The organism is Streptomyces altiplanensis (assembly GCF_053591575.1).
In genome coordinates this window covers 1-13618 of sequence record NZ_JBSFUB010000144.1, presented here as the reverse complement: position 1 = coordinate 13618, position 13618 = coordinate 1, and the positions used below count along the sequence as shown (strand labels likewise).

Here is a 13618-nt window from a genome sequence, read left to right as displayed (position 1 = left end):
GCTCTCCGTCGAGCAGGGCCTCGCCCTGTTCGACACGGCACTCGCCACGGGCGAGACTGTGGTGGTGCCGGCGCGGCTGGACCTGGCCGCCTTCAGGGCGCAGGGTGAGGTACCGGCTCTGCTTCGCGGTCTGATCCGTACGCCCTCCCGGCGCACGGCGACCGCTGCTCCGCAGTCGGCCGAGTCGCTCGGGCAGCGGCTGGCAGGAATGCCGGAGGAGGAACGCCGTGACGTTCTTCTGGGGCTGGTCCGTGATCAGGCCGCCACAGTCCTCGGACACACCGACGGGTCGGCGGTAGGGACCACGCGGCGGTTCCAGGAACTGGGCTTCGACTCCCTGACGGCGGTGGAATTCAGGAACCGTCTGAACGCGGCCACCGGGCTGCGCCTGCCGGCCACCCTGCTGTTCGACTACCCCACCCCCACCGCTGTCGTGGATCATCTGCGGTCCCGACTGGTGACGGAGGAGGTCGGCGGCGCCGGATCGGTGCTTGCCGTCCTGGACCGTCTGGAGAAGGCGATCACGGAGATGACGGTCGACGCGCAGGAGTTCAAGCACGTCGCCGGACGCATCGAGGTGCTGCGGACGAAGTGGGCCGACCTGCGGCAGGAGCCTGCGAAGGACTCCGGCGAGCTCGACCTGGAGGCAGCGTCGGACGACGACGTGTTCGCCCTCCTCGACGACGAGCTCGGACTGTCCTGAACGGCGGGGGCTCCGGAAGGGGTAGGACACCTCTCCCGGAGCCCCTGCCGGCCGGGATCCCGCAGGCGGTTCGTGCACTGACGAGTGGGTTTCTCACCGATGTCCGCGCAGGGACTAGGGAATTTCCCACTGTCCTGCCTAGTGGAATGGAGGGCGTCGGCCATCGGGCCGGTAGTAGCGGTCGGTGAGACGGGCGACGCCAGTCCTCCGTCCGCTCTGTTCGGCAGGAGTACCGCATGGGACGTTCGGTCGCGTCGGCGAGGGCAAGGCGCTCGCGGTGGCCCACGTCCCGGCATGCTCACGTGACATCGGCCCGGCCATTCGGACCGCTGTGCGGTTCAGTGCGCCCGGCCCACTCCTAGGAGGATGCAAGTCGATGACGATGTCCACCGAGGAGAGCCTCTGGGCACGGTGCTTCCATCCAGCACCGGACAGCTCGGAACAGCTCTTCTGTTTCCCCCACGCGGGTGGCTCGGCGTCTTTCTACTTCCCGGTCTCCGCACAGCTGGCCTCCGTGGCCGAGGTGTTCGCGGTCCAGTACCCCGGCCGTCAGGACCGGCGCAAAGAGACCAGCCCCGGCGATCTGGGAGTCCTGGCGGATCAGGTCTACGAGGCGTTGCGCAAGCAGCTCCGGGCCCGGCCCACCACGTTCTTCGGGCACAGCATGGGCGCGACGATCGCATTCGAGGTCGCGCGGCGATTCGAGGCCGACGGCGGTGAACTCTCCCATCTGTTCGCCTCGGGACGGCGCGCGCCGTCCCGCCACCGCGACGAGAACGTGCACACGCTCAGCGACGACGGCATCGTCGCGGAGCTGAAGCTGCTGTCCGGCACGAACACCGCGCTGCTCGGTGACGAGGAGATTCTGCGGATGATCCTCCCCGCGATCCGCAGCGACTATCAGGCCATCGAGACCTACCGCTGTAATCCGGACAGTACGGTGCGCGTTCCGATCTCGGCGCTGACCGGCGACAACGATCCCAAAACCACGCTGGACGAGGCGCAGGACTGGAGCCGCCACACCACGGGCGCCTTCGACCTGCAGGTCTTCCCCGGCGGGCACTTCTACCTGAGTGCGCAGGCTCCGGCGGTGATCGCGCTGTTGCGCAAGCACTTGTCCGCCGGGACGTGAGTGGCGCGTGAGCGGCCGGTCCTCGGACTGACCGGGGCGTGGTGTGACGGGTGTCGCCGGTGACTGGTTCCCCCTGGGTGACCGTCACCGCGAGACAGACATGACGTCCGTCGTGCCCGTGACCAGGTGCGGGACCATGCCCACGCCCTTTGTGCCCATCGAGCTCCGTGCTGACGGCCTCTCGCCCGGCCACCCCGTTGCGCCTGGTCGTCCCGTGGCTCTCTCGCCGGGCCGGCCGGGTGCCGTGTCCGGGCCCGGGAAGCGCCGCGCGCACCGGTGGCGGTACTCCGGCGCGCCTGAAGACGGCGCCTTCACGGCGCGACGGCGATCGGCGGACAGCGGTGCTTGATCAAGTTTGCGCCAGGTGACCGCCGCATTCCGGGCGCGCTCGTGTCGCTTTATGGTGTGGTTTTTTGTGATCATGTAATCTCACGCTCGTTGATCGTTTCAACTGCTTTTGCGGGATGGCGGAATGCGTCGACGAGTCACCGGACTATTGCGTTCCCCGAGATGCGAGGAGACCTCGATGCTGGATCAGGCCGATCTCTCCGGTTTGTCCAGTACCCTGGTCGGCCGCAGTCATGAGCTGCGGGTGCTGGCCCGGCAGGCCGAGGCCGCGCGCTCCGGGCGCGCGGGGCTGGTCATCCTGTCCGGTCCCGCGGGCATCGGGAAAACCAGCCTGCTCCAGGCGTTCCTCAAGAGCGAAGCCTGCCGTGACATGACCGTGCTGCAAGGCTCCTGCGGCGAAGTCGTAGGGGAGGCCGGATACGGCGGCGTGCGTGAGCTGTTCGGTTCGCTGAGACTGAACGGTGCGGGAGCTGGGCACTCCCCTCTGCTGCGCGGACCCGCCCGTCGCGCTCTGCCCGCGCTCATGTCCGGACAGTTCGACCGGGAGAACCCGAGCGCTTCCGCCGCCTACCCGGTGCTGCACGGGCTGTACTGGCTCGCGGCCAACCTGATGGTGGACCGCCCGCTCGTACTCGTGCTCGACGACGTGCACTGGTGCGACGAACGTTCCCTGGGCTGGGTGGACTTCCTGCTGCGGCGCGCGGAGGAACTTCCGCTGCTGGTGGTGCTCGCCCACCGCAGTGACGCCGAACCGGTCGCCCCCTCCGCGCTGGCCGACATCGCGGCGCAGCACCGTCCCACCGTGATGAGGCTGGCGCCGCTCAGCCGGTCCGCCGTCGGGGAGATGGCCCGGCAGATCTTCCGGACGTCGGTCGATCCGGTTTTCGTCGAGCGCACCGTCGCCGTCTCGGGCGGCAACCCCCTCACGCTCAGCCGGCTCCTGGGCGAGCTGCGCGCCGAGGGCGTGCAACCGGACAGGGAAGGCGTGCGCAGGGTCGCCGAGGTGGGCGGCTCCGTGATCGCGTCCTCCGTGATCGCGCTGCTGGACAGCCAGCCCCTGTGGGTGCGTGAGGTGGCCAGGGCGATCGCGGTCCTGGGCGAGGAGACCCCCGAACTGGTCGGCATGCTCGCTGAGGTGCCCCCCGCGCTCGTCGCGGAAGGCGTCGTCGCGCTGCGGCGCGCCGAGGTGCTGGCCGCGGACCGCGCGGACCTGGTGCACGACGTGGTCCGCTCGGCCGCGCTCGAACCCCTCGGCACCGAGGCGCTGGCCGCGCTGCGCACCAGAGCCGCCCTGCTCTTAAGCGACGTGGGCCGGCCCGCCGAGGAAGTGGCGGGCCGGCTGATGCTGCTTCCCGCCGTGACGCAACCCTGGATGCCGGCGGTGCTGCGTGAGGCTGCCACCCAGGCGGAGGGGCGTGGCGCTCCCGAGTCCGCGGTGCGCTATCTGCGCCGGGCGCTGGAGGCGGAACCGGACAGTGTGCCGCTGCGCATCCAGATGGCGGCGTCGCTCGCGGAGACCAATCCGGCGGACGCCATCCTGGTGCTGGAAGAGGCGCTGGGACGGGCCGCCGACGTACGGACCAGGGCCATGGCCGCCGTGCGGTACGGCATGGTCTGCCTGGCCGTCCAGCGGTCGCTCGAAGGTGTACGGGTCCTCGAGGCGGTCCTGGCGGAGCTGGAGGCCGAACTGGGGCCCCGGTCGGACCTGTCCGACCGTGAGCTGCACACACTCGTCGAGTCGACTCTGCTGATCGTCGGGGCGGACGAGAAGTCGACGGTCGCGGCGACTCTGGACCGGGCCGCGCTGCTGACCGCGCCCCCCGGAGACACGCCTGCCCAGCGCCAGATGCTCGCGATGATGACGGTGCTGTCCGCGATGGACGGCCGCTCGGCGGAGCAGACGGTCGAACAGGCCCGTTGCGCGCTCACTCCGCCCGGGGGCGAGCTGGAGACCTGGTCGTCGCTGGTCTCCTCCTTCGCCCTCAGCCTTGCCGACGAGGTCACCGGGGCGCTGGGCGCGCTGGACCGCACGCTGGAGCGCAGCCAGGACAACGCCGCCGTCTGGACCTTCGTACTCGCCCTGTCCACCCGCGCTCTGGTGCTGCACGGCGCGGGCGCGTTCCCGGACGCGCTGGCCGACGCGCAGACCGCGGTCGAGATCATCGGGGCGGAGCGGTGGGGGAGCGGCAGCGCGCTGCCGCAGATCACCTTTGCGTCCCTGCTGGTCGAGCGCGGTGAGGCCGAACAGGCCGAGGCGGTGTTCCGCGGCATCAAACGCGCCGGCCTGGAGCGGTACGTCCTTCAGTACCACCTGAGTCTCATGGCGCAGGCCCGTGCCCGATGGGCGCTCGGTGACTGGGAGGCGTCCCTCGGTCTGTATCTCGAGTGCGGCCGGTCCCTCGAGGAATCCCGGTTCAGCAATCCGGTCTTCGCACCCTGGTGGTCCGAGGCGGCCTGCCTGCTCGCGGTGATGAACCGGGGGGACGAAGCCAGGGACATGGTCGCGCACGGCACCGAGCTGGCCCAGCGCTGGGGTACCCCTCGCGCGCTCGGCCTCGCCGCGCTCGCCCGCGGGGTGATCGCTCCCGGTGGTACGGGCATCGAGACCCTCACCGAAGCGGTCGCCGCCCTGGCGGACTCGCCTGCCAGGGTGGAGCACGCCAAGGCCGAGTTCATACTCGGCCGCGCCCTGCTGAAGACGGGCGACCAGCGCGGCGCCCGAGAGCATCTGCGCACCGCCACCGACCTCGCACAGCGCTGCGGGGCACTGGCGCTCGGCGGGTCCGCCCGCAGGTTACTGGTCACCGCGGGCGGCAGGATGCGGAAGATGAGCGCCTCGCCCCTCGACATGCTGACCGGTATGGAACGCAGGGTGGCGGGCCTCGCCGCGGCCGGGGCCAGTAATCGTGCGATCGCGGAGGCCCTGTTCGTCACGGTACGTACCATCGAAACTCATCTGACTGGCGTATACCGCAAGCTGGGGGTCAGCGGGCGGACCGAACTCGGTTCCGTTCTGCGCACACCGGACATCCCCGACGGGCAGCGCCCCGGCCGGACATCCGAATCACGTTGGCGACGCTGAAGCGAACAGGCGGGGCGGTACGTGTGACTGGCCGGACAAACGAGTATCCGACGGTGCGATCCCTGGAGCCCGCATACGGACCGGACAACCGCCGGGACGGCGTGAACGCGCCCGACCGGCAGCGTGTGCGGCCATGCCGTGCGCGAGACGCCCTGCTTCTCATGACCGTCCAGTACGTCCGCCCTGCCGGGCCGCGTCCGCTCTGCGCCCAGCCTCGCGAGGCCGCGAGTGGACGGGCCGACTGCCTGGTCGGTCGACTCATGACATCGTTGCCTAAGCGGACAAGAGAGGTCCGTGGAGGCTGCCCGCACACCGCGCGGACGTCTCGGTTCCGGCCACTGACGCCGACCTGCCCGCGGCCGACGGACGCCACCGCGCCTCCGCGGGGGAGCGCGCTCCCGGCCGCCGGACAGCACACCGCGGTCCGCACGGGTCGAGGACACGGGAACCGCGAGGTCGCCGATCCGCTCTTCGAGGGCGGCCGCACCCTGCGGCCGCGACGGGGCGCTGCCCGCCGAAAGCTCCGTACCGCCGGGCGCCGGGAACTGCGCCTCGCGGTAGGGAAGATGAGAGATCGGCCGAGAGATGCTTCTTGAGCGGGAGAGGGAACTGGGCCGACTGGCGGCCGCGTTGAGTGCCGCCCGAGAGGGCGACTCCTCCGTGATCCTGCTGTCGGGACCACTCGGCATCGGCAGAACCGCACTGTTGCGTGAACTGCCCCGTGCCGTCTGCACCGCGGACGTACGCGTACTGCGGGCGAACGCCGCGCCGATGGAGCGGGACTTCGTCTTCGGCGTGGTGCGACAGCTGCTCGACAGCCTGCTGTCCGGCGCGACGGAGACCGAACGCAACCGGTGGGCGCAGCGGTCCGACCGCGCGGGCCGGCTGATGTTCGGCGCCGTCGACCCGCCGACGGTTCACCCGCCGTCCGAGGCCGTGTTCGAGGAATGTCTGCACGACCTGCGCTCCCTGCTGGCCGACGCCAGCGAGAACGCCCCGCTGCTGATCCTCGTCGACGACCTCCAGTGGGTGGACCTCTCCTCCTTACGCTGGCTCGCCGACGTGGCCGGACGGCTGCGGGGACTTCGGGTGGTGCTCGTCTGTACGCTGCGGGACGGCGACGGGGGAACCGGTCACGTCCTGGTACCGCGGATCGCCTCCGCCGCCACGGAGACACTGCGCCTCGCGCCGCTGTCGCCCGACGCGACGCGGGCCATGATCCGAGAACGGTACGATGCCGCCGGACACGAGGAGTACGTACGCGCCTGTTATGAAGTGAGCCGCGGCAACCCACTGTTCCTGACATCACTTCTGCTGGACATGGAGGCACGGGGCCACCCCCCGACCGCCGAACACGCCGACCGGGTGCGGACGTTGCGGCCCGCGGGGCTCCGGGAACGGCTGGCGAGTCATCTGCGGACCCGGCCACGGGCGGTACGCGACGTGGCGGTGGCGATCGCGGCCTTCGGCAGCCACGGAGATCCCGCGCTCATCAGGAAGCTCGCCGGACTGGACGCGCCCGGGTTCGGCGCTGCGCGGCGCGCGCTGCGCGAGACGGGGCTGCTCGCCGACGCATTCCAGCCCCGCTTCATCCACCGCGTCGTACAGGACGCCGTGGAATCCACCCTGTCAGTGGCCGAACGCGAGCGCAGGCACGCCGCCGCCGCGGACCTGCTGTACACCAACGGCCGCCCCGCGGAGCAGGTCGCCGACCACCTGATGGCCGTCACCGGCACTGTCCGCCCCTGGGCGGCGACGGTGCTGCGGGCCGCGGCGGAATACGCGATACGGCAGGGTGAGCCGGAGCGCGCCGCCTGCTATCTGCGCCGCGTGCTGCTCAGCCACCATGACCAGGGCGAGACCCGGGCCGGGCTGCTGGTCGAACTGGCCATCGCGGAGAGCCGCTTCGACCACGAGGCATGCCGGCGCCACATCGTGCAGGCCGTACCGCTGCTGACGACGCCGGAAGACCGGGCCGTCGCCGTCCTGCGGATACCGCCGTCCCCGCTCGGTGCGGTGCACTCCTCCTGTTCCGAACTGCTGCTCAGTGCCTCGGAAGGGCTGGGCCCGGCCGCCGAACGGGACGGCCCCGCGCGTGAGCTGGGACTGCGCCTGGAGGCCAGGCTGCGGCACTACGGGCACGAGAACCCGGGCGAGCTGGCCTCGGCCATGGAGCGGCTGAGCGGTCTGGGGGACGAGCCCGCGCTGGATTCCGCGGCCGAACGTGAACTGCTGGCCGTGCTGCTCTTCTCCGGAACGCTCACCGGCCGTCTGCCCGCGGCCGACGCGGCCCGCGCGGCCGACCGGATCCTGGAGCGCGAGCCGGCCGTACCGGGCCGCGCGCACACGCTGCTTCCCCTGGTGGTGGTCACCTTGTTCGCCGCCGAGGCGGTGGACGTCGTGTCCTCTTGGCTGTCGTCCGAACACCAGAACCGGCGGCAGAACACGGCCGGCGCCGACGCGGTGCTCCTCTTCGCGGAGCGGGCGTTCGTCCTGGTCTCCCAGAGCAAACCCACCCTTGCCCGTGAGTACGTCGAGCGCGCCCTGGCGATGGCCGACGCGGACTGGCGCGAGGTGTCCACGATGATCCTGTCCTCCGTGGTGCTCGAACTGCGGGACCCGGCGCTCAGCGAGCAGGTCCTGGCCAGGGCCGGGCGGCGCAGGCTGGCAGGTCTGGCCCTGACCGCCTCGCTGCGGATTCTGCAGGCGTCGGTGGACGCCCAGCGGGGACTTCGGGCGCAGGCCCTGGAGAGCCTGCTGACGTGCGGCCGGCAACTGGGCGCATCGGGGTGGCGGAACTCGGCGCTCTTCCCGTGGCGTCCGCAGGCCATCGGTCTCTACCAGCGCCTCGGTGACTCCTCTTCCGCCCTGCGGCTCGCCGATGAGGAGCTCGTCTGGGCCAGGGCGTGGGGAGCGCCCGCGGCGCTGGGGCGCGCTCTGCGGCTGAAGGGCTGGCTCCAGGGCGCACAAGGCGTTCCCCTGCTGCGTGAAGCGGTCACCGTACTGCGCGATTCGTCCTTCGAGCTGGAACTCGCCAGGACCCTGGTGCTGTTGGGCCGGCAACTGGGCAGCGGCGCCGAGGCGGAGGCCGTGCTGCGCGAGGCCGGCACCCTCGCGGCGGCCTGCGGCGCGCCATGGCTGGTCGAGCGGGCCGAGCACGGCCTGGGCGCGCCCGCGGAGCCGAGGACGGTGATCCTCACCCGCAGCGAGCGCAAGGTGATCACGCTGGTGAACCGCGGGTTTACCAACCAGGAAATTGCGGATGAATTTGGAGTGAGTTTACGGGCCGTTGAGAAACATCTGACGAATTCCTATCGGAAGCTCGGCATCTCGGGCCGCCATGAGCTGGCGGACGCCCTTCCCACGTAGGCTTCGACCCTTAACTGTTAACGGCGTGCTACAGAACGTCGCGGTAACTGTTTCGATCGATCACGCCCGCCGCATCGCTGCTAACCTCAAGGGAACCTCAAGTCGGACGGAATTGAGTGGAAGCCGTCAATCCGCCCCGATCGGCACCTCGGGCACTTCCCGTGCCGGCGCGTTCGCGGAGGACCGAACCATCCATGGTTCGGACCACAGCTTTAGCCGTGTGAACAAGGGTCTTGTTGACGTGTAACCATGCCACTACCTACTCTCCATTCAGTAATGGATAATCGTCGATGAGGGTGCATGAGGCTCGACCGGCGGTCTTATCCCACTCGCGCGAAAATGCTTAATATTCTCAGTGAATCGGGGGACCTGAAAGGATGGCGGCCTCATGGCGATTGCTGTACCCACAGATTCGGCGCAGAGCATCATAAGTGAACTCGAATCCGGCCAGAACGGATACGCGCACGCCCAGCGGTTCGACCAGTCGGGGCTGTGCATGGCCTCGCTCGACCCGATGTTGACCGTCCAGCAGGCGAACGAGGAGTTCTTCCGGCGGTTCGGCGACTCCTCGGCCGACGTCTGCGGCCGGAACTTCCGGGACCTGGTGCACCCCAGCGTCCAGCAGCCGCTGATGCGTCAGTTCTCCCGACTGGTAGAGGGCAAGCGCCAGCGGTTCGCCTCGCACGTGGTGGCCGTGGGACCGGAGGACTCCGCCTTCGCCGGAACGCTCACTGCCGCGGCCGTGAGCGGGGACACCCCCGATGTGGCAGCGATCCTGGTGCTCATGCGCTCCTCGGACGACTCGCAGGACGCAGGCGTCGTGACCCATCGCAAGAAGATCCTCTCCGAGATCGACGCGCGCATCCTCGAGGGCATAGCCGCGGGTCAATCCACCATCCCGCTGGCTTCCAGGCTCTACCTGAGCCGACAGGGCGTCGAGTACCACGTGACCGGTCTGCTCCGGAAGCTGCGGGTGCCGAACCGGGCTGCCCTGGTCTCCCGCGCCTACTCCATGGGCGTCCTCAACGTCGGTACCTGGCCGCCGAAGGTCGTCGAGGACTTCGTCAAGTAGCACCGCGGGCAGAGCCGGCCGCCAACGACCCCGTCCGCCGCGGATCGCCACCGCAGGAACCCGCCGGACCGTGGGAAAGGACACCACGGCCCGGCGGGTTTCTGCGTTCTGCCCGGCACGCCGGTCTCTTCCCCGGGTGCGGCCTTTCGTCGGTATCCTTTACGGGAATAGTTTGACATTCAACGGCATCGCCTCCTTGTGGGACCGTTTGCGCGTCTGTAGTCGCCTGCTTGCTGTGGCATTCAAAAGAACGCGCTCGGCGCGTAAGGATGCGGTAAGGGGCAGAGGAAGGCGGCCGTTCGTGTGCCTGTTGTTTCGCGTCGCTGGACTGCGGTAAAAGGCTTCACTTCGTCTGTTCATGTGTGCGTGTGATGGAGTAGAGGGGTGAGGTCTCCTCGGTAACCTCGGCAATTGTGCCGGATGGCCAATTCTGGATGACCGGTGTCCGTATGGAATGACCATCGAGGGGTTTGGGATTCCCCGCCTGTGGTTTTGCTGCCCGGTTTGACCGGTGCTTGCCGGAGGGGCGGCGGAGGGTCCCGGCAGGTGATATTTCGCCCTGAATGGTGGCTGAACAGGGCGACGCAGAGAGATGTCCCGGCCTCTCGCGACGCGGGCCGCACTTTCTGCCGCGTCGCCCGTGGAACACGCTATGAAGGCGGTCCCACACGCCGGCCTCGTTCCACGCAGCCAGGCGCCGCCAGCACGTCATGCCCGAGCCGAAACCGAGCTCCTGGGGCAGGTACTCCCACGGGATGCCGGTGCGGTTGACGTACAGGATCGCGTTGACGATCTCCCGAAGATCGTGCACCCGGGCCGCCGCGCCGGGTCCGTTTCGCCTGGCTCGCCAGGCAGTGAAGACCGGTTCGATCAAGGCTCAGCGGGCGTCGGAGACATCACTGCGGTGCGGACGACGAGCGCTCACACACCACCCGACGACCGCCAACGCCAGCAGTCACAAAACCATCCCTAACTACCAACTACCTAGATCAGATGCCCTCTGGCAGCCCGTCCGGTTCTGATGGAAGATCGCGTTCACAACCTCCCGCAGGTCGCAGGAGCCCGGGCCTCCCGTTGCCGACTGCGCCACCCGCTCCTGCTTCCACGCGGTGACCAACGGCTCGATCAGCGACCACTGCTCGTCGGACGAGTCGGTCGCGTACGGCGTCCGTTCCATGTCCACGACTTCATCATGCACGCGACATGACCTGAGGGTGGAACCGTCCCATCACTCACGAACGGGCGACACCACATCATTAGAAACGGGGCTTACTGAACTTACGAAAAGATCAGTAACACCCTCTGATGTCGTCATGGTGGTTGGCGTCGGAGGCCGGTGTCGGTGAGGATGCCAACACCGTCTCCCTTGACAGCACCGTCTGCCTCCGCTTACTCACCGCCCACCGCACCGCGCTCGTCCCGCATGTCACCCGCCGTCTTGTGGCGGCAGGCAGCCCGACCTAGCCAAGGTCTAGTTCGGGCAGCTCATTTCACCGCAGTGAGCGGAACGTCGTCCGGATCTCCTCGGTCAGGGCGGAGGGCTGTTCGAGAGCCGCGAAGTGCCCGCCGTGGTCGAGTTGGCGGTAGTGCAGGACGTTGGTGTACCGCCGTTCAAGCCACCTTCGCGAAGCCTGGATGGCCTCACCCGGAAAGATGCTGAATCCGACCGGCACGGGATTCGGTCCGGATGGGGTGGGCAGCTCTCGCCGCGCTTCCCAGTACAGGCGTGCTGAGGAGGCTCCGGCGTTGGGCAGCCAATACATCATGATGTCGTCCAGGATCTCGTCACGGTCGACAACCGATTCGGGATTGGCGTCGCTGTCGGTGACGTCCTGGAAGAGCGTATAGATCCACGCGGCCAGCCCGGAAGGCGAGTCAGCGAGAGAGTATCCGATGGTCTGCGGCCTGGTGGACTGTTCCTTGAAATAGCCGTCCAGCCACGTCTGGTAGTTCTGCGCCTTGGCCAGCATGCGCTCCTCGTCCGGTGTCGCCTCGCTGATCTCCTGGGCAGTGGGGAACACCATTGGCAAGTTGACATGCATGCCGAGGAACCCCTCGGGCGTCTTGCGGCTGATCGCTTCTACAACGGCCGATCCCCAGTCGCCTCCTTGCGCAACCCACTTGCTGTAGCCGAGGCGGTCCATGAGTTCGATCCAGGCGTCGGCGATCCGGGGAACTCCCCAGCCGGTCGCCGTGGGCTTTTCGGAGAATCCGAAGCCAGGCATCGAGGGAACGATGACATGGAAGGCGTCCTCGGCCCGGCCGCCGTGTGCGACGGGGTCGGTCAGCGGCCCGATCAAGTGCCGGAATTCGAGGATCGAACCGGGCCATCCATGGCAGAGCAGGAGCGGAAGAGCCGTCGGTTGGGGCGAACGTACGTGCAGGAAGTGCACGCCGACACCGCCGAGGACAGTTCGGAACGACCCAAGGGCATTGATCTCCCTCTCACAGCGCCGCCAGTCGTAGTCGGTGGCCCAGTGCTCACACAGCGCCCGGATCTGCTCCAGCCGCGGGCCCTGGTCGGAGTCGGTTTCCTGGTCCGGCCAGCGCGTATCGGCGAGTCGGCGGGCGAGACGGTCGAGCTCCTGGTCGGCAACCGCCACGTGGAACGGCTCGACGGTCATGGGCTGAGGTGACATGCGATATCTCCCTGGACGGGGGGCGGGAGACCACCGTAACCACAAAAGTGGAATTTTTATTCAACTTGATAGGCAAGTTTCCACTTGTTATGGTGCACGCATGGCACGCCCCCCTCTGCGCCGCGACGCGGAGCGCAACCGGCAGCTCCTGCTGGAGACAGCACACGCCTTGATGGCTCGCAACGGGCTGGAGGTGACGTACGAGGAGATCGCTACCGCAGCCGGGACCGGCATGGGTACCGTCTACCGTCGGTTTCCCGACCGGCAGGAACTCGTGGACATCTTGTTCGCCGAACATATCGACGCCGTGGTCGAGCTCGCTCGGGAGGCGCGTCGGTTCGACGATCCCTGGGCCGGCCTCACTTGGTTCATGGAGCGACAGTTCGAGCTTGAGGCGGGCAACCGTGGCCTTGGCCAGCTGCTGCGCGGCGGCTACCAGTCGTGCGAACTTGTGATCCGAGGGCGCGCTCAGATCACACCACTCGTGGCAGATCTGCTCCAGCGGGCGATCCGCGCCGGTCAGCTACCGGCCGGGGTTGCGCCGGCCGACTTGGTGGCAGTCCACCTCATGGTCGGTGCGGTGATGGATGCCGCCCGGCAGATCGACCCGAATCTGTGGCGACGCGCTCTGGCCGTGGCACTTGCCGGGCTCCAGCACGCCGAACTGCCCGCCCGGCAACCGGAGGAAGAACTCATCGATCGCCTTTTCGGCGTCCCCGCGGCACCGCGTGAAAAGAAAGCCACCACCAATGATCCTGCCGAATGACCTGCTCGACGCCCTACACACACCGGCCCTCTGCTTCGTGACTACCCTCATGCCGGACGGATCCCCGCAGATCATCCAGGCGTGGGTCGACACCGACGGCGAGAACACCCTCATCGACACGGTGACACTCACCAGAATGGAAGAGGGGTGTGTCCAGTAGAGGGCATTGTCACGTTGGCTGGCGGGGTGGGTTGATCATGGTGGAGGGGGTTGTCCGTGGGTAGTATGCCGCCGTCGCACAAAGGGGCACCGGTACCCGGTGGAGGTGATCTCCCACTGCGTGTGGCTGTACTTCCGCTTCCCGTTGTCATTTCCGTCAGGTGGCGGAGCTGATGCTGCAGCGCGGCGTCATCGTGTCCCACGAGACGATCCGCCGGTGGTGTCCGAAGTTCGGGCAGTCCTACACCAACGCGCTGCGCCGCCGGCGTGCGAGGCCGGGCGGCAAGTGGCACCTGGACGAGGTCTTTCTTACGGTCAACGGCGAGCGGAAGTACCTCTGGCGCGCGG

At 68.5% G+C, this 13618-nt stretch carries 7 protein-coding genes and 3 pseudogenes; 7 read left to right on the top strand and 3 right to left on the bottom strand.

Annotated features, from left to right (window positions below):
* The 5 genes from ACWD0Y_RS33895 to ACWD0Y_RS33875 form a co-directional block, all read left to right on the top strand.
* Positions 1–703: phosphopantetheine-binding protein (locus ACWD0Y_RS33895; protein WP_450264106.1), on the top strand; the 703-nt coding region annotated here is incomplete at its 5' end.
* A gap of 376 nt (positions 704–1079) precedes the next feature.
* Positions 1080–1835, top strand: coding sequence for a thioesterase II family protein (locus ACWD0Y_RS33890; protein WP_093804096.1), 756 nt, complete (start codon positions 1080–1082; stop codon positions 1833–1835).
* A gap of 526 nt (positions 1836–2361) precedes the next feature.
* Positions 2362–5265, top strand: coding sequence for an ATP-binding protein (locus tag ACWD0Y_RS33885; protein ID WP_450264105.1), 2904 nt, complete (start codon positions 2362–2364; stop codon positions 5263–5265).
* Between the two features lie 585 nt (positions 5266–5850).
* Positions 5851–8634, top strand: coding sequence for a helix-turn-helix transcriptional regulator (locus tag ACWD0Y_RS33880; RefSeq protein WP_450264104.1), 2784 nt, complete (start codon positions 5851–5853; stop codon positions 8632–8634).
* A 496-nt stretch (positions 8635–9130) separates the two neighbouring features.
* On the top strand, positions 9131–9706 hold the full coding sequence (locus ACWD0Y_RS33875) for a LuxR C-terminal-related transcriptional regulator (protein WP_435842129.1): 576 nt from the start codon (positions 9131–9133) through the stop codon (positions 9704–9706).
* Between the two features lie 646 nt (positions 9707–10352).
* On the opposite strand, the pseudogene ACWD0Y_RS33870 reads toward ACWD0Y_RS33875, so the two are convergent.
* The 3 genes and pseudogenes from ACWD0Y_RS33870 to ACWD0Y_RS33860 form a co-directional block, all read right to left on the bottom strand.
* A pseudogene (locus ACWD0Y_RS33870) lies at positions 10353–10580 on the bottom strand (transposase); the annotation flags it as partial.
* 102 nt (positions 10581–10682) lie between these two features.
* A pseudogene (locus ACWD0Y_RS33865) lies at positions 10683–10883 on the bottom strand (transposase); the annotation flags it as partial.
* A 313-nt stretch (positions 10884–11196) separates the two neighbouring features.
* Complete coding sequence (locus tag ACWD0Y_RS33860; protein WP_450264103.1) at positions 11197–12330, bottom strand: epoxide hydrolase family protein; 1134 nt, start codon at positions 12328–12330, stop codon at positions 11197–11199.
* Positions 12331–12445: 115 nt separating this feature from the next.
* Here ACWD0Y_RS33860 and ACWD0Y_RS33855 point away from each other — a divergent pair, with 115 nt between their 5' ends.
* Both ACWD0Y_RS33855 and ACWD0Y_RS33850 read left to right on the top strand, forming a co-directional pair.
* Positions 12446–13111: a TetR/AcrR family transcriptional regulator gene (locus tag ACWD0Y_RS33855; RefSeq protein ID WP_450264102.1), complete on the top strand. Its 666-nt coding sequence runs from the start codon at positions 12446–12448 to the stop codon at positions 13109–13111.
* A gap of 259 nt (positions 13112–13370) precedes the next feature.
* A pseudogene (locus tag ACWD0Y_RS33850) lies at positions 13371–13618 on the top strand (IS6 family transposase); the annotation flags it as partial.

Excerpts from the sequence above, each read along its gene's own strand:
- ACWD0Y_RS33890 (WP_093804096.1), top strand. The coding sequence starts at position 1,080 with ATGACGATGTCCACCGAGGAGAGCCTCTGGGCACGGTGCTTCCATCCA.
- ACWD0Y_RS33885 (WP_450264105.1), top strand. The coding sequence starts at position 2,362 with ATGCTGGATCAGGCCGATCTCTCCGGTTTGTCCAGTACCCTGGTCGGC.
- ACWD0Y_RS33880 (WP_450264104.1), top strand. The coding sequence starts at position 5,851 with ATGCTTCTTGAGCGGGAGAGGGAACTGGGCCGACTGGCGGCCGCGTTG.
- ACWD0Y_RS33875 (WP_435842129.1), top strand. The coding sequence starts at position 9,131 with ATGGCCTCGCTCGACCCGATGTTGACCGTCCAGCAGGCGAACGAGGAG.
- ACWD0Y_RS33860 (WP_450264103.1), bottom strand. The coding sequence starts at position 12,330 with ATGACCGTCGAGCCGTTCCACGTGGCGGTTGCCGACCAGGAGCTCGAC.
- ACWD0Y_RS33855 (WP_450264102.1), top strand. The coding sequence starts at position 12,446 with ATGGCACGCCCCCCTCTGCGCCGCGACGCGGAGCGCAACCGGCAGCTC.